The sequence below is a fragment of the Nocardia sp. NPDC056611 genome (genome assembly GCF_042792755.1).
Classification (GTDB): Bacteria; Actinomycetota; Actinomycetes; order Mycobacteriales; family Mycobacteriaceae; genus Nocardia.
This window is the reverse complement of sequence record NZ_JBHTVV010000008.1, coordinates 128,435-149,040: the sequence shown is the minus strand read 5'-3', so window position 1 is coordinate 149,040 and position 20,606 is coordinate 128,435. Positions and strand designations below refer to the sequence as shown.

Below are 20,606 nucleotides of genomic sequence, written 5' to 3'. Positions count from 1 at the left end.
GGTTCCGTATTCCGGAGCATGGGACGTTCGTCCCGACATTGGAGAATCCGGTCACCACGGTTGGTTGCTCTCAGGTCTCAGCGGTAGGGTAGGCAAGCGAGTGTGGTGCCCGCAATGAGGCCGGTCCCGGGTATCGAAAACAGGGGAAAGGACGCAATGTTCTACTGGCTGCTGAAGTTCGTCTTGGTAGGGCCACTGATGCATCTCATCAACCGGCCCGAGGTCGAGGGCGTCGAGAACATTCCCCCGAAGGGTGCGGCCATTCTGGCCGGCAACCACCTGTCGTTCACCGACTGGCTGTTCACCCCGCTGATGAGCCCTCGCCGGATCACCTACCTGGCCAAGGCCGAATACTTCACCACCCCCGGTCTCAAGGGTCGGCTGCAGAAGTTCTTCTTCTCCGGCACCGGCCAGTACCCCATCGATCGTTCCGGTGCGGACGCCGCCGAGTCGGCGCTCAACACCGCGCGCAAGCTGCTCGGTGAGGGCCGCCTGGTCGGCCTGTACCCCGAGGGCACTCGTTCGCCCGACGGCCGCCTCTACAAGGGCAAGACCGGTGTGGCACGCCTCGCCCTGGAGACCGGAGTGCCGGTGATCCCGGTCGCCCTGATCGGCACCGACGAGGTGTGCCCGCCCGGTCCGTTCCGCTGGCGGCCGCGCAAGGTGACCGTGAAGTTCGGTGCGCCCATCGACTTCTCGCGCTACGAGGGCATGGGCGGCAACCGCTTCGTCGAGCGCGCCGTCACCGACGAGATCATGTACGAGCTGATGCGGATGGGCGACCAGGAGTACGTGGACGTCTACGCCGCGAGCCTGAAGAAGGGCGTGCCCTCGGGCAGCCGCCCCGACGCCGACCGCGTCCCGGAGACCCTGGCGAGCTAGTCCCGTCGGCTGGAACCGGAAAAGGCCCCGGGAGACCAAGTCTCCCGGGGCCTTTCGTCTGCCCGGTATCGCGGCTCAGACCGCCTGCAGGCGCCGGTGGGCTTCGATGGCCTCGAACTTCGCGAGGTTGTGGCGGGCGTCGGCCAGCGCGTCGTGCGCGTCCTTCGGCACCGGCGGCAGCGGCGGGCGGCCGTGCTGGTCCCAGTGCTGGCGCAGTTCGTTGGTGTAGCGGGGCAGCGCGTTGGGCAGGTCCACCATGGAACCCCACAGCTGGCACAGTGCGACGTGGTCGTAGGCACCGACCCAGGCCCACAGTTCGGGTTCCACGCCGGGGCGCGGGACCAGGAACTTGTAGAGGTCGTCGCGGATGCGCTGACGGGAACGCCATAGCGGCGAGGACGGCGCCGGTAGCTTCGGCAGCACATTGCGGCGGACGAACGGGCCGGCCTTCTCGGGGTCGAATTCGGTGGAGACCGCGTAGAACTCGCGTCCGTCCTCACAGACCACCGCGATGGAGACGAGGTCGATGACGGTGCCGTCCTCGATGAATTCCGAATCGTAAAAGTACCGCAATGAGATGGGTCTCTCCTCAGCTCGGGTCCGGGATGCTTCCGGGCAATCCGGTCCCAGCCTAGGCGGCGGCGCCACGCGGTCCGAGCGCGGTGTGAGCAATTCAAGCCCTGGGGGTAGTCCGGTTCATCCGGAGCAATCCGTATTCTGAAACCGTGAACTGGACCGTCGACGTACCGATCGATCGCTTGCCGGAACTTCCTCCGCTGCCTGACGAGCTCCGTCGGCGTCTCGACGAGGCGCTCGCCCGACCGGCCCTGCAGCAGCCGTCCTGGGATCCCGAGCAGGCCGAGAAGATGCGCACCGTCCTCGAGAGCGTGCCGCCGATCTGCGTGCCCGCCGAGGTCGAGGAACTGCGCCTACGCTTAGCCGAGGTAGCGCGCGGCGAGGCTTTCCTCATGCAGGGTGGTGACTGCGCGGAGACCTTCGCCGACAACACCGAACCCCACATCCGCGGCAATATCCGCACCCTGCTGCAGATGGCGGTGGTGCTCACCTACGGCGCGAGCCTGCCCGTGGTGAAGGTGGCCCGCATCGCGGGCCAGTACGCCAAACCCCGTTCCGCCGACGTCGATTCGCTGGGCCTCAAGTCCTACCGCGGCGACATGGTGAACTCGCTGGTCGCCGACGCCGGGCTGCGCGAGCACGACCCGTCGCGCCTGGTCCGCGCCTACGCCAACGCCTCCGCGGCGATGAACCTGGTGCGTTCGCTGACCTCGGCCGGAATGGCCGATCTGCACAAGGTGCACGACTGGAACCGCGAGTTCGTGGCGCAGTCCCCGGCCGGGGCCCGCTACGAGCAGATGGCCACCGAGATCGACCGCGCGCTGGCGTTCATGAAGGCCTGCCGGGTCAACGACCCGAACCTGTCCAGCGCCCGCCTCTACGCCAGCCACGAGGCGCTGGTGCTCGACTACGAGCGGGCCATGCTGCGCCTGAGCGAGCACCCCGTCACCGGGGAGCCGGTGCTCTACGACCTGTCGGCGCACTTCCTGTGGATCGGTGAGCGCACCCGGCAGCTCGACGGCGCGCACGTCGGGTTCGCCGAGCTGATCGCCAACCCGATCGGCCTCAAGATCGGCCCGAGCACCACGCCGCAGCAGGCCGTGGAGTACGTCGAGCGCCTGGACCCCAACAACGAGCCCGGCCGCCTGACCATCGTGGCCCGCATGGGCAACCAGAAGGTCCGCGACGTGCTGCCCCCGATCATCGAGAAGGTGCAGGCCACCGGCCACCAGGTGATCTGGCAGTGCGACCCCATGCACGGCAACACCCACGAGGCGTCCACCGGTTACAAGACCCGCCACTTCGACCGCATCGTCGACGAGGTGCAGGGCTTCTTCGAGGTGCACCACGCGCTGGGCACCCACCCGGGCGGCCTGCACATCGAGCTCACCGGTGAGAACGTGACCGAATGCCTCGGCGGCGCGCAGGACATCTCGGACCTCAACCTGGAGGAGCGCTACGAGACCGCGTGCGACCCGCGCCTGAACACCCAGCAGTCCCTCGAACTGGCCTTCCTGGTCGCGGAGATGCTGCGCTAGAGGGCGGATGTATGAAATGAGCCCGGACCGCGAAAGCGGTTCGGGCTCCTTCGTTTTCCGAGCTCTCTGAGTGCTGTCGTGCGCTACGAGCGGTTACGGTATCGCCACGATGGTGACGGTGGAACCGGGTTCGACCGCGTCGCCGGGGGCGATGCTCTGCGAGATGACGATCGAGCTGTCATTGCTGGCCAGCTGGCGCACGGTGACCGACAGCCCCATTTGCTGGAGCTTGCCGCGCGCGGTACCGACATTGGCGCCCAGCAGATTCGGCATGTCGAGGGCGCTGTTGACGATGAGGACCACGCCGGTGCCGGATTCGGCGCTGGCGCCCGCGGCCGGATCGGTGCCGATCACCTGACCGGACTTGATCTTCGGATCGAACTGCTCGCGAGTGGAGCTGACGGTCAGCCCGGCCTTCTGCAGGGCGATCTTGGCCTCCTCCTGCGTCTTGCCGCGCAGGTCCGGCACCTTCACCGGCAGGGATCCCTTGCTGCGGTAGACCTTCACCTGGCCGTTGGCCGGGAGGACGGTGCCGGGCGCCGGATCCACCTTGGCGAGCGAGCCTTTCGGTGCGCTACTGCCCACTTCGCCCGCGTCCACGGGGGTGAGCCCGGCGTCTCTGATGGCCTTGTTGACCGAGCTGAGGTCCTGGCCGGGGCTCACGTCCGGAACCTTCGGCTTGCCGCTGGAGACCAGCACCGCGACCAGGGAGCCCTTGGTGACGCGGGTGCCGGCGGGCGGATCGGTGCCGACCACATTGCCGACCGGGATCATGTCGGAGGGCTTGTTGCGGGTCTCGGTGGTGAAGCCCGCGTCCTGGAGCGTGGAGACCGCTTTCTGGGTGTCCATGCCGGCGATCGTGGGCACCGGCGAATAGCGCCCGACGCCCAGCCACCAGCCGCCGATGCCCAGCAGCACCGCCAGCGCGACCACGATGCTCAGCCACACGACGACCCGGCGCCGCGACTTGCCGCGATCCTCGATCAGATCCGAGCCGGGGTGCTGGGGGCCCGGCGGCGGGGCGTAGTCGTGCTGCCGGTACTCGGCCGGGATCTCGCGCGCCGCGGTCATGACCCGGGTGTGCTGGGGCTGCTGGGGTGGCGCGAACACGGTCGGCGGGTCGGCCGGGAGCCTCGTGGTGGCGTCGGCCTGGAACCGGGTGGTCTGGTCCGCCGCGCCCGGAATTGGCCGCGACGGGGGATGCACGGGGCCGCGCGGGGCGGGCGTGGGCCCGACGCGGTACTTGGCGCTGAGGTGCTCGGCGGATTCGGTCGGCGCGGGCACCCGGTAGTCCGGCAGTTGCAGTTCGCGGGCCACGCGGCGCAGTTCGTCGGCCATCTCGGTGGCGTTGGAGAACCGGTGCATGGGTTCGCGGGCGGTGGCGTGCGCGACCAGTTCGTCGATCTCGGCGGGCACGCCGCCGATCAGGCGGCCGGGCGCGGGCACGTCCTTCTCGACCCGCTGCAGGGCGATCGAGAGCGAGTTGTCGCCGGTGAACGGGGTTCGGCCGGTGAGCATTTCGAAGATCAGGATGCCCGCGGAGTAGACGTCGCTGCGGGCGTCGGCGCTGCCGCTGGTGACCTGCTCGGGGGAGAGGTAGGCGGCGGTGCCGAGAATGACGCTGTCGGAGGTGATCTTGGCCTCGGCGACGGCGCGCACCAGACCGAAGTCGGCGATCTTCACCTCGCCGGAGTCGGAGATGAGCACGTTCTCCGGCTTGATGTCGCGGTGCACCAGCCCGGCCGCGTGGGCCACGCCGATGGCGTAGAGCACGGGTTCGGCGACGGCGCGCACCGCGTGCGGGGGCATGGGGCCGCGTTCGCGCAGCAGTTCGCGCAGGGTGCCGCCCTCGACCAGTTCCATGATGAGGAACGGGTGGTCACCGTCCACGCCCTGGTCGTAGACCGCCACCAGGGAGGGGTGTTTGAGCTTGGCCACCGCTCTCGCCTCGAGTTCGAAGCGGGTGAGGAATTGCGGGTCGGAGGCGAACTTCGGGTCCATCACCTTGATGGCGACCGGTCGGTCCAACCGGGTGTCCACCCCCCGGAACACCATGGACATACCGCCACGCGCGATCGGCGCGTCGATGCGGTAGCGCCCTTCCAGCATCTGGCCGATCAACTGCGACCCTTCCGATTTTCGTCAATGCCGCCCAGCGCGGCTCACCCGATGGTAGCCGCGTCGGGGTGTGATGCGACTGTGGCGACGCGAGAGACTACCGTGGTCGGCGTGAGTGCCTTTCCTTGCAGCGAAGACGTCCTGCCGGATTCGGTGACCCTGATCCCGCTGCCCGACGTGGCCGAGCAGCTGGGCATGGTGGTGACCCGGGTCCATCAGATGCTGCGTGACCATCAGATCATCGCGGTCCGCCGGGACGGTATCGCCGGTGTCCCGAAGGAGTTCTTCGACTCCACCGGCGCTATCGCCAAGCACCTGACCGGTCTGTTCACGGTCATGCGTGACGGCAAGTACACCGACGAGGAAATCCTCGAGTGGATCTACACCGAGGACGAGACCCTGCCCGGCCGTCCCATCGACGCCATCCACGGGCCGCTGGCCCGCGAAGTGATCCGCCGCGCCGCCGCGGATCCCTTCTGACATAGATCGACCGCGGACGCGGTCAGTTCCCGAGGGGACTGGCCGCGACCAATTCGCGTGCCGCGACCCGGAGCCGGCGATGCTGGGGGACGACCGCGCGGCTCGTGAAGACCGCGTAGTCGGCGCGCTCGATCTCGTCGAGGATGCCGCCGTAGAGCGTGGCCGCCGTCCGGATGGCCGGGCGCACGCGCGGGGCCAGCAGCTCGATGCCGGGGGTCGCGCGACGGTAGACACCCCTGTTGACCGCGATCAGATGCGCCAGCGCACGCCGCACCCGCGGCTCGGTCCGACCGGATTCGCGGCAGTGGAACAGCAATTCGTCGTCCACGCCGAAGGCCGCCAGTTCGTCGGCGGGCAGGTACACCCGGCCGCGGCCCAGATCCTCGCCGACGTCGCGCAGGAAGTTGGTGAGCTGGAAGGCCTCCCCGAGCGCGGCCGCGGCCGGTTCGGCCTCGGCGACCGGGACGACGGTGCCCAGCACCGGCAGCAGTTGCAGCCCGATGGCGGCCGCCGAGCCGCGCATGTAGTCCTCGAGCTCGCCCATCGTGGGGTAGCGGTCGCGGTATTGGGGCGCGCCCGGAATGTCCATGCGCATGGAGTCGAGGAACACCCAGAAGTGTTCGGCGGCAATCGAGTACCGGCGGATGGTGTCGGAGACCGCGAGCAGCACCCGCTGTTCGCGGCTGTCGCCCGGTGCGGTGGGCGCGTCGGCCAGGCGGGCCCGCAGTTCGTGTTCGATCCGGTCGAGCCGGGCCGCGGATTCGGCGGCGCGGCTGGGCGCGTCGCTCGCGTCGACGACGTCGTCGACCAGGCGGGCGAACGCGTACAGCGCGTGCACGGCCGGTCTTCGCTCGGGTTCCAGCAGCCGGGTCGCGAGGAAGTAGGTGCGTCCGTGGGCGGCGGCGATGCGGCGGCAGTCGCGGTAGGCGCGGTCCAGCATCACGCGGGGCTGGGCGCGGGCGCGCCGCCGAGCTGATCGGAATGCGGGCGTCCGGCACGCAGTTTCAGCGGATCCACCTTGCACAGCGAAACCGCCGCCACCACGGCGGCGACGATCGCGAGGGTGCCGTGCACATAGTCGGACACGGGTGCGCCGTCGGGCTGGAAGATCAGCATGAGCCAGGTACACAGCCCGACGAGGACCTGCAATGTCCGGGTGGAGAGCGCGAAGCCCGCGGCCAGGGCCAGCGGCCACGAGTAGTACCAGGGCAGCGCGGCGGGGGACAGGATCACGATGGCCACGAACGCGACCAGAATGCCGAGCACGGCCTCCTTCTCGCTGTTCTTGAACCGCCACCAGGCCCACACCAGGATGGCGACCATGGCGATCGCGCACAGCATGCGCGTCCACGGCAGCACCTTGTCCATCGGCAGCGGCGTCACCCAGGTGACGACGTGGGCCATGATGGTCGGCAGCGAGAGCCAGTTGATGATCTTCTTGGAGCCCGACAGCGCGGTGAGCCAGCCGATCTGGTGATCGCGCAGCCCGGTCGCGACGGTGGCGACGGCGAACACGGCCGCGAACACCGCCACACCCAGCGCGCCGATCTTGGCGAAGGTGCGCAGCGGATGCGGCAGTTCGCCCTCGTGCTGGGCGGCGCGGCGTTCGCGTTCGTGAATCACCCAGATCCACACCAGGAATGGCAGCGCCACGCCCGCGGTCGCCTTCACGGCCACGCCGATGGCGACCACCACGATGCCCGCGGCGTGATGGTGTTCGAGCACCAGCGCGATGCCCGCGGCCATCAGGCCGACCATCAGCATCTCGTTGTGCACGCCGCCGATGAGGTGGACGAGCACCAGCGGGTTGAGGACGGCCAGCCACAGCGCGGTGGTGGGCTTGCCGCCCAGATGCTTGGTCAGGTGCGGGACCGCCCACACCATGAGCGCCAGCCCGGGCAGCATGACCAGCCGCAGCGCGATGGTTCCGGCCACCACGTTGTCGCCGGTGATGGTGGTGATGGCCCGCCCGATGAGCAGGAAGACCGGCCCGTAGGGCGCGGTGGTGGTGGTCCAGACGGGGCTGACATTGTCGAGCAGGACCGCGGCGTTGGCCTTCAACTCCACCGGCCCGTACAGGTACGGGTTGATGTTGTCGCGCAGCATCGCGCCCTGCGCCAGATAGGAGTAGGCGTCGCGGCTGAACATGGGGACCGCGAACAGCAGCGGGAAGGTCCAGACGCCGACGATGCCGCGCAGTTCGTTGAGGGTGACCGCGGCGCCGGGCTGGCCGCCGATCACGATGCGCCCCAGCCGGACCCACGCGGTGATCATGGCGATCACGCCGAGCCACACGAACATCGACGACAGCACCAGGCCGTGCCCGAACCGCAGCCACGACAGGTGCATGACCTCGAGCAACGGGTCGCTGCGCCGCACGCCGCCCGCGCCGAAGCCGCCGAAGGTGATCAGCAGGGCGCCGAAGAAGCCGAGCGTGGCCGCGTGTCCCTCGGGAGTGCGGGCGAAGTCGGCGGCGTGGCGCACCCGGGTTTGCCAGTTCATCCGGGCGCTCGGAGACGGAGCGTCCGGGTCCGCGGCTTCGGCGGCGCTCGGGGCGTCGGCCGGACGCGTGGCGACAGCGCCGGTGCCGGGGGTGGCTGCGTCCATATCGGGGGTCGGCATAGGCGGTCGTTCCCCCCGGAAAGGTCAGCGGCGGCAGCCGCGTTGGTTCAGGACGCGGTCAGTCTAGTGCGTGTGCGCGGACGCCACCGCCCCGGTGTCGGCGGATCCGATACCGGCATGTCGTACGTCACCCGTGATGCGTGCCGCCGCCAGTCTGCCCGAAAGCAGCACGGTCGGCACGCCGACGCCGGGCACGGTGCCCGAGCCTGCGAGAACGACATTCGCGCGACCGGCCACCAGGTTCCGGGTCCGGAACGGCCCGGTCTGCCGGAACAGGTGCGCGGCCGAGAACGGGGTGCCCGCGAGCATGCCCTTGGCCCGCCAGGTGCGTGGGGTGTCGAGGTGGTCGACCCGGAAGTACCGCGAAATGCCTTGGTAGCCGCGCGTTTCCAGGATCTGGAGCAGTTCGCGCAGGTAGTGCGGGCCGAGTTCGTCCCAGGCCAGTGGCGCGGCATCCAGGTTCGGGCAGGGGGCGAGCAGCGAGAGCGGTTCGTAGCGGACCCTGTCGCGCAGGTGGCCCTCGGCGTCGATGTGCTGTTCGGGGCGGTCGATGTAGAGGGTCGGATCGGTGAGGGCGGGGCGGGTGAGCAGCAGCGACGGGTCGCTCATCAGCGCGCCGCGGCCGCGCCGGGCGGCGATCTCGGCGAAGGTCCGGTCCCACTCCGCGCCGAAGTCGATGGTGTGGTGCGCCTGCACCGGCCAGGTGGCCGCCACCTCCGCGGGAATGGTGCCGTGCGCGACCACCGCGGACGGGGAGGCCCGCAGTCCGCGGCGATGCCGCAGCCCGAACCGGGTCAGCGACCCGATGTCGGCGGTCACCACCAGGGCGTCGCAGTCGAAGACGCGGCCGTCGGCGGTGTGCACGGCGGTGGCGCGGCGGCCCGTGTAGTCGACGCCGATCACCTCGGCGTTCAGTTCGAGGGTCCCGCCGGCGGCGGTGAACGCGCGGCCCAGCGCCGCGGCGATGGCCCGCATGCCGCCCTCGGGGTAGGTGACGCCCAGGCAGGTGTCCATGTACGGGATCGCGCCGTAGACACCGAGCGCCCGGTTCGGAGCCATGCCCGCGAAGAGGGCTTGGAAGCTGAACAGCCGGGCGATGTCCGGATCCCGGATCACGCGACCGACCTGGGGGCCGAGTCGCCCGAAGGCGCCGAGCCGCACGAGCCGCGCCAGTGCGGTCCGCTTCTCCGGAATCCGCACCATGTCCAGGGGCGACTCGAAATTGGTGTCCATGAACTGCCGGAACTCGGCCTCGTACACGCCTTTCAGCCAGCCGCGCAGCCGCCGGTAGCGGCGGGCCGTGGCGGGCCCGCGCACCCGCGCGACTTCTTCGGCCATGCGCTCCTCGTCGGAGTAGACGCCGATGCGGGTGCCGTCGGCGAATCGCGCCCGGTAGGCCGGGGCCATGTCGAGGATCGTCAGGCCGACCGATTCCCGGGTGTGCCCGACCACGCCGAGCGCCTCGTCGATGAGTTCGGGCAGCGTGAGAATCGTCGCCCCGGAGTCGATCTCGTAGTCCGGCCCGCTGTAGGACCCGACCCGTCCGCCGGGGCGGTCATCGCGTTCGAGCACGGTCACCCGCCGCCCGGCCGCCAGCAGGTGCAGCGCCGCGGACAGCCCGGACAGTCCCGCGCCGACCACGACCACCCGATCGGTCGGTCCCGCAACTGTTTTCATGCCACCCTCCTGCGGCCCGTGCTGTCGGTCGGATCCGGCGTCAGTAGTGCCGCGCGGTGGCCGAGAGAGCCATGCCGCGCAGCTGCCGGGCCGCCTCCGGTGTCACGGTGCTGGCGTCCAGCGCGGTCAGGGCCTGCTCGGTGAGCGAGGCGATGCGCTGCTCGACGGCGTCGACCGCGCCGAGTTCGGTGAGGGCCGTGCGCAATTCGGCGACCTGCTCGGCGCTGAGGTCGGTGCCGAGGCTGGTGCGGATGAGCGCGGCGGTGGCTGGCGCGGTGGCGTCGGCGCGTTGCAGGGCCTCGGCGATGAGCACGGTGTGCTTGCCCTCGCGCAGGTCGTCGCCGGACGGCTTGCCGGTGACGGCCGGATCGCCGAACACGCCGAGCAGGTCGTCGCGCAGCTGGAAGGCGATGCCGATATCGGTGCCGAATTCGCGGTAGGCGGCGATCACGTCGGGGGAGGCCCCGGCCAGCGCCGCGCCCATGTGCAGCGGGCGTTCGATGGTGTAGGCGGCGGTCTTGAACCGGTTGATCCGCAGCGCGGCCTCCACCGACTCGTCGCCCGCGGACTCGCCGTGGATGTCGAGCAGCTGGCCGCCCAGCACCTCGGTGCGCATGGCCGCCCAGACCGGGGCGAAGCGGGCGGCGGCGTCGGCGGGCAGCCCGGCGTCGCGGGTCATGTCGTCGGCCCAGGCCAGGGCCAGGTCGCCGATGAGGACGGCGACGCTGACGCCGTAGTGGTCGGCGTCACCCGTCCAGTGCTGATCCCGGTGCCGCTGTTCGTACTCCACGTGCACGGTCGGGAAGCCGCGCCGGGTGCGCGAGGAGTCGATGATGTCGTCGTGGATGAGTGCGCACGCCTGCACCAGTTCCAGTGCCGAGCAGGCGGTGAGCACCGCGTCGGCGTCCGGGTCCTCGGGGCTGCGGCCCGCGCCCAGCCAGCCGGTCCAGGCGAAGGCGGGGCGGGTGCGCTTGCCGCCGCGAATGACGAAGTTCTCCAGGGCCGCGGCCGCGTCCACGAAGACCGGGCCGAGGGGCTCGACGATCGGTTCCCGGGTGCGGAAGAAGGCGGTGAGACGGTCCTCCACGGCGGCGACGAGCGATCCCGCGCCGACCGGGTGGCGGGTGGGGGTACCGGGTCCGGCGGACAGGGGAGCCTCCTTGGTGAGTGCGCGGCGCGGCGCGAGCGCGATTCCCCGATGATCGGTCCCGGCGCGCGTGCGACGATGGCGAACGCCCTTATGACCGGCCCGATCGCGCGGGCGTCAGGTCCGCGCGCGGGGTTCGCCCCGACTCTACCGACCACCGGGTCGCGGCCGGGAATCGGTCGGGCCCGGTCGGTCCCACCTGCTGGGATAGGCACAGGTCGGGGTCCGGGGCTCGGGCGCGGACCCGTAAAATACTGGCGTGAGTTTCGACAATGTACGGGGATATTCGACCCCTGGCCGAGTTTCCCGCACACCTCATGTGTCCGGAACTCGCTCCGTGGTGCAGCAGCTGGGCCCACGTCCCGATGGGTCGGTTCCGTTCTCGGTCGAGTTCAATCCGCCGCGTGACGCCGCCGGCGAGGCGCGCCTGTGGCGGGCCGCCCGCGAGTTCGAGCGGCTGCATCCGGCGTTCGTGTCGATGACCTACGGCGCGGGCGGCTCCACCCGCGACCGCACCATCCGGGTCACCGGCGAGCTGGCGCGCGAGACCACGCTGCTGACCGTCGCCCACCTGACCGCGGTGGACCACTCGGTCGCCGAACTGCGCTCCATCGTCGGCGCGTACGCCGACTCGGGCATCCGCAATCTGCTGGTGCTGCGCGGCGATCCGCCGGGCGACGTGCTGGGCGAGTGGCTCAAGCACCCCGAGGGCGTCGAGTACGCCGAGGAGTTGGTGCGCATCGTGCGCGACCTGGGCGACTTCCACGTGGGTGTCGCCTCGTTCCCGCAGGGCCACCCGCGCTCCACCGACCTCGACGACGACACCCGCTTCCTGGTGTCGAAACTGCGCGCGGGCGCGGAGTATTCGATCACCCAGATGTTCTTCGACGTGGATCACTATCTGCGCCTGCGGGATCGGGCCATCGCGGCCGATCCGATCGAGGGCGCCAAGCCGATCATTCCCGAGCTCATGCCGGTCACCTCCCTGCGCACGGTCGAGCGCGCGGAGGAGCTGTCGGGGCGTCCGCTCCCGGCGAAGGTGATCGAGCGGCTGCGCAAGGCCGCGGGCACCGGGCCGGAGGAGGATCGCGCGGCGGTCCGGGCCGAGGGCATCCAGATCGCCACGGAGATGGCGCAACGCCTGATCTCCGAGGGCGCGCCCTGCCTGCATTTCATCACCCTGAATTTCGCCAAGGCAACCAGCGAAGTGCTGGCGAACCTGGGCTATTCGGTCTCGGCCGCGCCGGCCAACGCCTGAACGGACCGGTTCGCACCGCGAATCGGCTCCGGCATGCCGGAGCAAATGAACGGAATGCACTGGTCAGCGGAGTACCGTCCCCTCACGACTCGTGACCTCGAGGGGAGCCCTTCATGTCCGTGTTCCACCACATCGTCCGGGTGGCCGGCGCTGTCAGCGCCTGCGCCGTGCTCGCCGCCGCCGGACCGGCAACCCTGGCGGGACCCGCCGCCGCGGCCCCGGCGCAAGCCGATACCGGCGACGCCACCGTCGCCGCGGTGAGCCCCGAGGCCGCCGCCGCGCTGGCCGCCATCACCGCGGTGAACGAGACCACCGGCCGCGCCGACGCCACCGCTCGCCCTGATACCTCGGCTCGCCCTGATACCTCGGCTCGCACCGACACCGCGGCTCGTCCGGACACCACCGGCCGGTCCGATGCCGCCGGGCCGTCGTCCGCTCCGACGGACTGGCTGTCGGCCTACGGTCAGGCCGTCGAAGGACTCCAGACCTTGGGCATCAAGCCCTTCCTGTACCCGACCGCCGCGCCGTTCTGCCTCGGCGGCACCACGCTGGGCCTGGCTCCCGCCATGGCGGGCAGCATCCCGGGCCCGTGGCCGCACTACGCGATCTCCATTCCCGGCCTGGATCTTTCGGCCGTCAAGGCGGGCCAGACCATGTTCGCGTTCGTGCCCTACGGCATCGCCCCCGACGGCGCGGACACCTCCGGGATGCAGGTCGCCTGGTTCAACACCACCACCGGCCGCGGCGGCCTGGTGCCGATGGGCCCGCTGAACCAGGTGCTCAATGCCATGATCCCGCCGCAGGTCCCGAACGAGTTGCGGCCCATGGTCGAACAGGCCGTGCACGACTACTTCACCGCGGCCCTGCCGGTCGGCGGCGTCCGCGCGGTTCCGGTGAACACCGGGTCGGGCACGGTGCTGGCGGCCATGTTCGGCACGGTCCGCAATGGCGACACCACCTGCTTCTTCCTGCCGACCATCGGGATGACGCCGGTTCCCTGATCGGGACTCTCAGCCGACGGTCCGGCCCTTCCAGCGCAGCGCGCGGGTGCGATGTGCGCGGTGGGACCGGGCCGACAGGGCCAGGTAGGCGGCGACCGAGAACGGGTGTGCCAGTGCCGCAAGGGCATCCGTGGCGTCGACCGGGCCGCCGTTCTCGGTGGAGCGGGCCAGCAGGCGGGCGGTGACGGCGGCGGTATAGCCGAGCAGTCCGATCCGGCGCACGCGTCCGCGCCCGCACACCGCCGCGAGGGGTGGAACCCAGAAGGCCAGCGCCGCAATCGAACCGACCGCGAGACTGCCCGCGGGCCCGCCGTAGGCCGACCACAGCCAGCGGCTGAAGCCCTCGCTCACCTCGGCGGCGTCCCGGTACATGCGGGTCTCGGCGAGGGGCCCGGCCGCGATCAGTGTGGTGGGCCGGCCCGCGCGCCGCAGCTCGCGGGCGATGGCCAGATCCTCGGTGACGCTGTCCGCGACCGCGGCGTGCCCGCCGACGGCCCGGTAGGCGGCGGCGTCGAAGACCAGGAACTGCCCGCACGCCACGGCCATCGACGGCCGCCGGGTCCGATTCGCCGGCGCGACCGGCAGAGTCGAGGCCCACGACCAGCACAGCAGCGGCTGGACGAGGCGTTCGACGGGGGAGACCGCGAGCTGGCGGGGCCACGGGCAGAGCAGATCGGTTCGGGCCGACCGCAGTTCCCGGACCGCGGCCGACAGCGCGCCGGGCGCGAGCCGCACGTCGGCGTCGAGGAAGACCAGCACGCCGTCGGTGGTGTCGGCGAGTTCGGCCAGCCGGGCGCAGGCCGCGGTCTTGCCGGTCCAGCCGGGCGCCGGATCGGTGTCGTTGCGGGAGAGCAGGAATCGGTGGTCGCCGCGGATGGCCGCGCGCGCCGCCTCGAAGGTGTCGTCGGTGGAGCCGTCGTCGAGCACGAGGACCCGCAGGCGCGGCAGATCGGGCTGGGCGCGCAGATCCGCGATGAGCTCGGGCAGCCGGTCGGCCTCGTCGCGGGCCGGGACGCAGACGGTGACCGGTTCGATGACGGTGGGCCCGCCACGCCGCAGCCGGGGGAGGGTGAGGCGATTGGCGAGGGCCACCGAGGCGCCGAAGGCGGCGACGGCGCTCGCGGCCGTCACCGCCTTCGGGGCGAGAGTCATAGGGTGTGTGCTATCGCGTGTTGGTGCGGTCCGGGCGCAGCCAGCGCGCGGCACGCACGTAGGCCGGCGGATCGGGGTTGCGGGTCATGTACGCCAGCACCGCGACCACCGCCGCCACCGCGAGGGTGATGCCGCCGACGATGCCCGCCCAGCCGGCGAAGGACCGCGTATTCGGGTCCGCGTAGCCGACTTCGGCGCGCAGTGTGCTGACATCGCCGGGCGGCAGCTTCCAGGTGACCACCGAGTCGCCCTCGCGGGTGCCGTTGGTGGTGGCGACGCGCGCCGGGAAGGCGACGGTCAGCTGCACGTCGGAACCCTGCGGCGGCAGCGACTTCAGGTCCACCCGGCCGGTCAGGGTGACCAGGTCGCCGGTGCGGGCGAAGACCAGGTTGAACATGCCGGAGGTCTGGTCGGACAGGCCGCCGAGCTGCTGCACCTCACCGAAGGTGAGATCGTCGAAGTACACCTGGCTGCCGACGTAGCCGTCCTGCGCGTAGGAGTCCACCCGCACCTTGCCGGACAGGCCGTCGGGGGCCACGAGCTGCGGGCCCTTGTCCTTCTCGTGCTGGGGCACGGCCGCGGCGACGATGCGCCCGGACACCCGGTCGTTGGAGGACACGCCCATGGATACCTGTACCCGCAGGCACCCGGTCAGCAGGACCGCCAACCCCGCGAACAGGATGACGGCCACGGTCCGTACCCATCGCCGCGATCGCCGCCGGGGTGGGGCGGATTCGAGGGTTCCCTCTGCTGTCGACATGTTCGGACTCGGCTGCACGGCTCACATCGTGCCATGCGTCCCGGGCCACAGGGTGATTCGACGGGCCCTCAGCCCCCGAACCAGCGGAATCCCCAGCACCCCGAGCCCGCAGCACCCGTACACCGCCGACACCGGCAGCCCCAGGAACACCGCGTGCGCCAGCGTCGACCCCAGCCACGTCCACCCGAACACCGCCACCGGAACCACCCGAGCCGCACCCGAATCCGGCGCGGTCCGATCCCACCCCGCCAGCAGCCCGGCCATCACCGCAGCCACCGCGAACCAGCCGAGATAGTTACTGACCGGAATCTCCGCCAGCCCTGGCAGCCCGGGAATCGGCGAACGCCATGTCCACTGCCCGTCGGCCACCATCTGCGGATCCAGGAACAGATCCCACCCGACGGCCCCGGCCGCGGTCAGCGAAACCCGCCCGGCCACACCCTTCGCCAGCATCCCCGCCACGACCCACACCGGATACAGCCCACCCGTCCACGCCAGCGGAACCACCACGGGCACCCCGAATACCTCGGGCCCCAGCCGCCCGCTCGCATAGTCGTAGCCGCCGAACGGAATCCCGGTGGCCGTCCCCGCAACCTCCGCCGCCAGCCCCACCCCCGACACGATCGCCAGCACCCCGGCCGCCCAGCACACGTTCCGGGTGACTCCGGCGTGCACGAGCGCCGTAGCGGCGGAGAGCAGCACGACCGCCACGGTCACCCGATCCCGCCCCACCCCGTCCGCCAGCGGATAAGCGATCTGCATCAGGACCAGCAACACCGCGGGCACCGCAGCGACAACTGTCGCCCGCTCGATGCCCGACGTCCTCAACTGTTCCAGCGCAGTCATCACGCACCGTCGCGCGGTCGGACGGCGCCGCCACCCGGGCGGGCACGGTGTCGGACGGCCGGTGCCCGTGCGGGGCGGTTCGCCGCGGCAGGGCCGTCAGGATTCGCGGCGGCCCACGGCCCCGCCGCCGCGGTCGCGGGCTGGGCCGCAACGGTTTCGGCGGCTGAGCGGTGGCCCGATAGCGCCGGGTCGGTCATCGCCGGAACGAGAACAGGCGGCGGGGGCGTAGGTCGCGCTCCACGATGCGGGCCACGCTGCGGCCGCTGGCGCCGGAGACGCCGCCGCCCGGGTGGGTGGAGGCGCCGGTGAGGTAGAGGCCCGGGGCGCCGGGGACGCGCTGATCGGCGAGTTCGGGCAGGGGGCGCCACATGAACATCTGGTCGATGGACATCTCGACGTGCATGACGTTCCCGCCGAGCAGGCCCATCTCGCGTTCCAGGTCGGCGGGGGTCTGGACGTAGCGCTGGGTGATGGAGTCGGCGAATCCCGGTGCGAGGGCGTCGACTTCGGCGATGATGCGGTCGGCCTCGGTCTCGGCGTGCGCGGACCAGTCGCTGCCGTCGGCGAGATCGTAGGGATGCCACTGCGACCACAGGGTGACCTGGTGTTCACCCGCGGGGGCGATGCTCGGGTCCAGGGCGCTGAAGGTCATGGCCAGGACGACCGGACGTGGCGGCAGGTCGCCCGCCAGGGCCGCGCCGTGGGCGCGGCGCAGTTCGCGGCGGTCGGTGACGAGTAGTTGCAGCCCGTGCGCCGATTCGCCGGTCTCGGCCCCGGGATAGCGGGGAAGTTCGCTGATCGCGGCGCGCACCACCATGCCGATGCCGGGTCCCACCCGGATGCGGCGTCGCCAGTCGGCGATCGTCGCGGTGTCGAATCCGCCCTGTTCCAGCAGGTTCAGAGTGGTGAGGATGTGGCTGCCCGCGATCACGGTGTCCGCGGACAGGTTTCGCCCGCTCGCGGTGCGCACCTCCCACCGGTCGCCGCGGCGGGTCAGGGCGGTCACCGCGTCGCCGGGGGAGACGACGCCGCCGTCGGATTCCAGCCGCGCCACCAGTGCCGCGCTCAGCGCGCCGCTGCCGCCGACCGCGCGCCCGGGCGGCAGGGTGTGCATGAGCGCCGCGAACCCGACCATGGGCGCGGACCCGGGCTCGGACATGGGCGGCCCGGACTGCGCGCCGAACCAGGCCAGCGCCGCCTTCAGTCGTTCGCTGTCGAACAGGCTGTCCAGCAGCGCGTCTCCGCTCTGCATCATCTCCCGGGACAGGGCCCCGCCGCTGGCCCGCCCGGTGGCCCCGGCCGCCTCGCGGGGATCCATGCCCCAGAACGACTTCAGCAGATGCCCGCCGGTCGGGGTGCCGGAGAAGGCCCGCATCACCCGTGCGCTGCGCGGACCCCACACGGTCGCGAACCGCCGGTACGCGTCGGCGTCGCGCTGCCCGCAGGCGGCGGCGATGGACGCGCAGGTCCGGTCCAGATCACGGTGGAAGACGATGGGCGCCGTCTCGCTCCCGGCGGGCGCGGGCGCGAAAGCCCAGGGGTCGCAGTCGATATAGCGCAGCCCGAACCGGGCCAGCTCCAGCTCCTCGATGATCCCGGTGTGCCGGATCATGATGTGCGCCGAGGACCCCCGATCGACCAGATGCCCGGGGAACCGTTCGACGGTGGAGACGGCCCCGCCGAGCACGGTGTCGCGTTCGAGCACCTCGACCCGATGCCCGGCCTTGGCCAGGTAGCAGGCCGCGACCAGCGCGTTGTGCCCCGATCCGACGACTACGACTGTGCGGGAACCGTTGTCGCGCCCGCTCACAGGGGCAGCCGCCGCCCGAGCACCGCGAACCGGCGGGTGTCGCCGGAGAAGATGAAGTGCCGCACCACATCCCCGAACCCCTGGCGCCGGTACAGCCGCCAGGCCCGGTTGGCCTCGCGGTCCACCTCGGGGGTGGACAGCAGCACGGTGCGCTCGGGCCGGTTCTGCAGCAGCCGGGTGAGCAGGATCTCGCCGAGTCCGCGACCCTGCGCGGCGGGGTGCACGTGGAGTTCGGTGAGCTCGAAGTAGTCCGAAAGCAGTTCCCGCGCGCCGGATTCGGGCCAGCCGGTGCGCCGCATGCCGCTGTACACCTGCTGATGCCACCACTGGTGCGGCGCGCCGTGATAGCCGTAGGCGATGGCCACGATGGGCGCGGTGCGCAGGTCCAGGCGCCCGTCGTCGTCGGGCAGCACCGCGGCCACGGCCTGCCATCCGGGGCGGGTGGTGTGCTCGGTCCACATGGGTGCGCGCTGGTGTTCGGTGCCGCGGGGATAGTCCATCGCCGCGACGTAGACCGCCAGGGCGTCGTGCAGCCGGTGCCGCAGGGTCGCGGCCGACAGGTCGACCACGACGGGTGCCGGCGTCGGTTTGGGGGTGACTGCGGTCATCGGCTGGACGCAACTCTCGTTGGCGCGGACGGATGGATCGACAGTAGCGCCACGGTGGGCGTCTCAACTTGTCGGTGGGTCTCTCTATATTCAAACCCAACAGAAACCTTCGAATGCCTGTTCGATCATCGAGTTGGGTGAAATGCCTGATCGGGACGCGTTGTCCTTATAGATGTGATTCGGGTGTGCGAGTGGGGAGGTACGCGAAATGACCGGGAAAACTGAACGTCCGGGCCACCCGGGCCGCGCCGGCGACCTGCTGCGCAAGGCCGACGGGCTGTTGTCGGAGGCACGGGGAGAACGCGATCCGGCGGAGCGTTTCCGCATCGCCTACCTGGCCGCGCTACGCGGGGCGGGCGCGGTGCTGGCGCTGACGGGGGCCGACCGGGCGCCCCGGGCCCGCTCCCGCAACGCCTGGGTCCTGATGCAGCGCGCTGCACCGGAATTCGTCATGTGGACCGACTATTTCACCGGCCAGTCCGAGACCCGCGCGGCGCTCGAGGCGGGCCTGTCCCGGCCCATCGACGACCACCGCGCCGACGAGTTCGCTTCGCGGGTAGGCGCATTCCTGCACGACGTGGCGGATCTGCTGGCCGCCGCGTCGCGGCTTCGGCCCAGTTCAGGGTGGGTGAACGGAATGCTGGCGTGAGTATCGGCGAGTAGGTGGTCCGGTTCTGATCGAACTCGTATTATTGGTGGCAGATAGCCGCCAAGGTCGGCTACCCGTCGTCTACCCGGAGGCGACAGCCACCACCTAGTGCCGGGGGAGGTACCGTGCCACTCTCCGAGCACGAGCAGCGCATGCTCGAACAGATCGAGAGCGCGCTCTATGCTGAGGATCCGAAGTTCGCCTCGACTGTTCGGGGCGGGCGGTTACGTTCTGCCACCGGTCGGCGCAGACTCCAGGCGGCGGCCTTGTTCGTCCTCGGCCTGTTTCTCTTGGTGGCGGGCATCGCCGCTCCGTTCAAGCCCGGCGGCTTCCCGATCATCAGTCTCGTCGGCTTCATCGTCATGTTCGGCGCGGGTGTGCTGTTGCTGATCGGTGGCCCCCGCATGGGCGGTTCGGCCGGTCGGGCCTCGGACGCTCATCCCAGCCAGGGCGGCGCTCCCGGCGCCGGCCGCGGCAAGCCCCGCAAGCAGGGCGGGTTCTCCGCGCGGATGGAGGACCGGTTCCGCAAGAGGTTCGAACAGGACAGTTGACCGAGCTACCGTGCGGTCGAGTGCTTTCGGACCCGCGCGGTAGCGGACCACGATCGACCAACTGAAGATCTTCACGACACGCCGTGACGCCACACCGATTTGAGGTGTGGCGTCACGGCGTTTCTGGTTGGTCGGGGATCGGCGTGTCGGGTGGCGGCCACGATTCCCCACACCTCCCCACGGGGGTGCCCCACCCCGCCCCACAAGTGCCGGAAATGCACGCTATCTGCGGGTTTGCTGGCGGTTGTCGGGTGCCTGCCGGCGCGCGTCGCGCGTGTCGGGGGAACTGCGCGAAATCTTCCCCACCATCGTGATAGCTGGTGTGACCTGCGAAGTTCGCCAAGCGGGGACCGAGATCACCGGCGCTTTCGATTGAAAGTGGGGGAAAGTGGGGTAATGTGGAGCCCGCACTACAGGAGGCCGACAGTCGAGAGGGTGATCCGGCAGGAGGTGTCGAGACGTGTTTCTCGGTACCTATACCCCTCGATTGGACGACAAAGGGCGACTGACGTTGCCTGCGAAGTTCCGGGACGAGCTGGCGGGAGGGTTGATGGTCACGAAGGGACAGGACCACAGCCTTGCCGTTTATCCCAAGGACGAGTTCACCGCGCTCGCGCGGAGAGCCGCGGCCGCGTCCCGATCGAACCCGCAGGCCCGAGCATTCGTCCGGGCCTTGGCGGCTTCCAGCGATGAGCAACGTCCGGACGCACAGGGCCGGATCATGCTGTCGGCAGAGCATCGCCGCTACGCGAATCTCTCCAAGGATTGCGTGGTGATCGGCTCGGTCGACTTCCTCGAGATATGGGACAAGACGGCGTGGGATTCCTACCTCGCCGAGCATGAGGAGGACTACTCGCAGGCCAGAGACGAGTCGCTGGGCGAGATCTTCTAGCCCTAGCGAGGCGAGTGCCCTGCGGCCTCTGCCCGACAC

General features: G+C 70.6%; 19 protein-coding genes. 8 read left to right on the top strand and 11 right to left on the bottom strand.

The annotated features are described in order from the left end of the window. The first annotated feature begins 156 nt into the window (after positions 1 to 156). Positions 157 to 882, top strand: a complete 726-nt coding sequence (locus ACFRAQ_RS32545; protein WP_357094972.1) for a lysophospholipid acyltransferase family protein — start codon at positions 157 to 159, stop codon at positions 880 to 882. A gap of 75 nt (positions 883 to 957) precedes the next feature. Here the strand turns inward: ACFRAQ_RS32545 and ACFRAQ_RS32540 are convergent, their stop codons facing one another. Then, entirely contained in the window at positions 958 to 1,455 is a 498-nt protein-coding gene (locus tag ACFRAQ_RS32540) for a polyadenylate-specific 3'-exoribonuclease AS (protein WP_379106508.1), read from the bottom strand. 152 nt (positions 1,456 to 1,607) lie between these two features. Here ACFRAQ_RS32540 and ACFRAQ_RS32535 point away from each other — a divergent pair, with 152 nt between their 5' ends. After that, positions 1,608 to 2,996, top strand: coding sequence for a class II 3-deoxy-7-phosphoheptulonate synthase (locus ACFRAQ_RS32535; protein ID WP_357094978.1), 1,389 nt, complete (start codon positions 1,608 to 1,610; stop codon positions 2,994 to 2,996). 93 nt (positions 2,997 to 3,089) lie between these two features. Here the strand turns inward: ACFRAQ_RS32535 and pknB are convergent, their stop codons facing one another. Next, positions 3,090 to 5,117, bottom strand: a complete 2,028-nt coding sequence (gene pknB / locus ACFRAQ_RS32530; protein WP_379106504.1) for a Stk1 family PASTA domain-containing Ser/Thr kinase — start codon at positions 5,115 to 5,117, stop codon at positions 3,090 to 3,092. 108 nt (positions 5,118 to 5,225) lie between these two features. Between pknB and ACFRAQ_RS32525 the strand changes: the two genes are divergently transcribed. Beyond that, entirely contained in the window at positions 5,226 to 5,594 is a 369-nt protein-coding gene (locus tag ACFRAQ_RS32525) for an Rv2175c family DNA-binding protein (RefSeq protein WP_379106502.1), read from the top strand. Positions 5,595 to 5,616: 22 nt separating this feature from the next. On the opposite strand, the gene ACFRAQ_RS32520 is transcribed toward ACFRAQ_RS32525, so the two are convergent. The 4 genes from ACFRAQ_RS32520 to ACFRAQ_RS32505 form a co-directional block, all read right to left on the bottom strand. Further along, positions 5,617 to 6,534 carry a phytoene/squalene synthase family protein gene (locus ACFRAQ_RS32520; protein WP_379106499.1) on the bottom strand — a complete coding sequence of 306 codons (918 nt, stop codon included), beginning with the start codon at positions 6,532 to 6,534 and terminating at the stop codon, positions 5,617 to 5,619. Then, positions 6,534 to 8,201: an alpha-(1->6)-mannopyranosyltransferase A gene (locus tag ACFRAQ_RS32515; RefSeq protein ID WP_379106666.1), complete on the bottom strand. Its 1,668-nt coding sequence runs from the start codon at positions 8,199 to 8,201 to the stop codon at positions 6,534 to 6,536. Before ACFRAQ_RS32515 ends, ACFRAQ_RS32520 begins: the two co-directional genes overlap by 1 nt. 78 nt (positions 8,202 to 8,279) lie before the next feature. Beyond that, complete coding sequence (crtI, locus tag ACFRAQ_RS32510) at positions 8,280 to 9,893, bottom strand: phytoene desaturase family protein (protein WP_379106497.1); 1,614 nt, start codon at positions 9,891 to 9,893, stop codon at positions 8,280 to 8,282. Positions 9,894 to 9,933: 40 nt separating this feature from the next. Beyond that, complete coding sequence (locus ACFRAQ_RS32505; RefSeq protein WP_379106663.1) at positions 9,934 to 11,085, bottom strand: polyprenyl synthetase family protein; 1,152 nt, start codon at positions 11,083 to 11,085, stop codon at positions 9,934 to 9,936. 214 nt (positions 11,086 to 11,299) lie between these two features. Here ACFRAQ_RS32505 and ACFRAQ_RS32500 point away from each other — a divergent pair, with 214 nt between their 5' ends. Both ACFRAQ_RS32500 and ACFRAQ_RS32495 read left to right on the top strand, forming a co-directional pair. Further along, positions 11,300 to 12,298 (top strand): methylenetetrahydrofolate reductase, encoded by a 999-nt coding sequence (locus tag ACFRAQ_RS32500; RefSeq protein ID WP_357094999.1) that lies wholly within the window; start codon positions 11,300 to 11,302, stop codon positions 12,296 to 12,298. A 113-nt stretch (positions 12,299 to 12,411) separates the two neighbouring features. Continuing rightward, a complete protein-coding gene (locus ACFRAQ_RS32495; RefSeq protein ID WP_379106494.1) occupies positions 12,412 to 13,299 on the top strand; it encodes a hypothetical protein in 888 nt (295 codons plus the stop codon). Positions 13,300 to 13,308: 9 nt separating this feature from the next. Here ACFRAQ_RS32495 and ACFRAQ_RS32490 read toward each other — a convergent pair whose 3' ends face one another. The 5 genes from ACFRAQ_RS32490 to ACFRAQ_RS32470 form a co-directional block, all read right to left on the bottom strand. Next, positions 13,309 to 14,451, bottom strand: a complete 1,143-nt coding sequence (locus ACFRAQ_RS32490) for a glycosyltransferase (RefSeq protein ID WP_379106493.1) — start codon at positions 14,449 to 14,451, stop codon at positions 13,309 to 13,311. 10 nt (positions 14,452 to 14,461) lie between these two features. Next, a complete protein-coding gene (locus ACFRAQ_RS32485) occupies positions 14,462 to 15,211 on the bottom strand; it encodes an LppM family (lipo)protein (RefSeq protein WP_379106492.1) in 750 nt (249 codons plus the stop codon). 21 nt (positions 15,212 to 15,232) lie between these two features. Then, entirely contained in the window at positions 15,233 to 16,057 is an 825-nt protein-coding gene (locus ACFRAQ_RS32480; RefSeq protein WP_379106490.1) for a carotenoid biosynthesis protein, read from the bottom strand. Between the two features lie 193 nt (positions 16,058 to 16,250). Continuing rightward, on the bottom strand, positions 16,251 to 17,867 hold the full coding sequence (locus ACFRAQ_RS32475) for a phytoene desaturase family protein (protein ID WP_379106487.1): 1,617 nt from the start codon (positions 17,865 to 17,867) through the stop codon (positions 16,251 to 16,253). Beyond that, the gene (locus ACFRAQ_RS32470; protein WP_357095017.1) at positions 17,864 to 18,475 is read right to left on the bottom strand and encodes a GNAT family N-acetyltransferase; all 612 of its coding nucleotides are present in this window, start codon (positions 18,473 to 18,475) and stop codon (positions 17,864 to 17,866) included. Before ACFRAQ_RS32470 ends, ACFRAQ_RS32475 begins: the two co-directional genes overlap by 4 nt. A gap of 208 nt (positions 18,476 to 18,683) precedes the next feature. Between ACFRAQ_RS32470 and ACFRAQ_RS32465 the strand changes: the two genes are divergently transcribed. From ACFRAQ_RS32465 to mraZ, 3 genes are all read left to right on the top strand, one after another. After that, complete coding sequence (locus ACFRAQ_RS32465; protein WP_379106485.1) at positions 18,684 to 19,124, top strand: SAV_6107 family HEPN domain-containing protein; 441 nt, start codon at positions 18,684 to 18,686, stop codon at positions 19,122 to 19,124. Between the two features lie 125 nt (positions 19,125 to 19,249). Beyond that, positions 19,250 to 19,675, top strand: a complete 426-nt coding sequence (locus ACFRAQ_RS32460) for a DUF3040 domain-containing protein (protein WP_357286701.1) — start codon at positions 19,250 to 19,252, stop codon at positions 19,673 to 19,675. A gap of 460 nt (positions 19,676 to 20,135) precedes the next feature. Beyond that, a complete protein-coding gene (gene mraZ, locus ACFRAQ_RS32455; protein WP_213560465.1) occupies positions 20,136 to 20,567 on the top strand; it encodes a division/cell wall cluster transcriptional repressor MraZ in 432 nt (143 codons plus the stop codon). The last annotated feature ends 39 nt before the right edge of the window (positions 20,568 to 20,606 follow it).

Coding starts and splice junctions, on each gene's coding strand:
- ACFRAQ_RS32545 (WP_357094972.1), top strand. CDS start 157: ATGTTCTACTGGCTGCTGAAGTTCGTCTTGGTAGGGCCACTGATGCAT.
- ACFRAQ_RS32520 (WP_379106499.1), bottom strand. CDS start 6,534: ATGCTGGACCGCGCCTACCGCGACTGCCGCCGCATCGCCGCCGCCCAC.
- ACFRAQ_RS32515 (WP_379106666.1), bottom strand. CDS start 8,201: ATGGACGCAGCCACCCCCGGCACCGGCGCTGTCGCCACGCGTCCGGCC.
- crtI (WP_379106497.1), bottom strand. CDS start 9,893: ATGAAAACAGTTGCGGGACCGACCGATCGGGTGGTCGTGGTCGGCGCG.
- ACFRAQ_RS32495 (WP_379106494.1), top strand. CDS start 12,412: ATGTCCGTGTTCCACCACATCGTCCGGGTGGCCGGCGCTGTCAGCGCC.
- ACFRAQ_RS32490 (WP_379106493.1), bottom strand. CDS start 14,451: ATGACTCTCGCCCCGAAGGCGGTGACGGCCGCGAGCGCCGTCGCCGCC.
- ACFRAQ_RS32485 (WP_379106492.1), bottom strand. CDS start 15,211: ATGTCGACAGCAGAGGGAACCCTCGAATCCGCCCCACCCCGGCGGCGA.
- ACFRAQ_RS32480 (WP_379106490.1), bottom strand. CDS start 16,057: ATGACTGCGCTGGAACAGTTGAGGACGTCGGGCATCGAGCGGGCGACA.
- ACFRAQ_RS32470 (WP_357095017.1), bottom strand. CDS start 18,475: ATGACCGCAGTCACCCCCAAACCGACGCCGGCACCCGTCGTGGTCGAC.
- ACFRAQ_RS32465 (WP_379106485.1), top strand. CDS start 18,684: ATGACCGGGAAAACTGAACGTCCGGGCCACCCGGGCCGCGCCGGCGAC.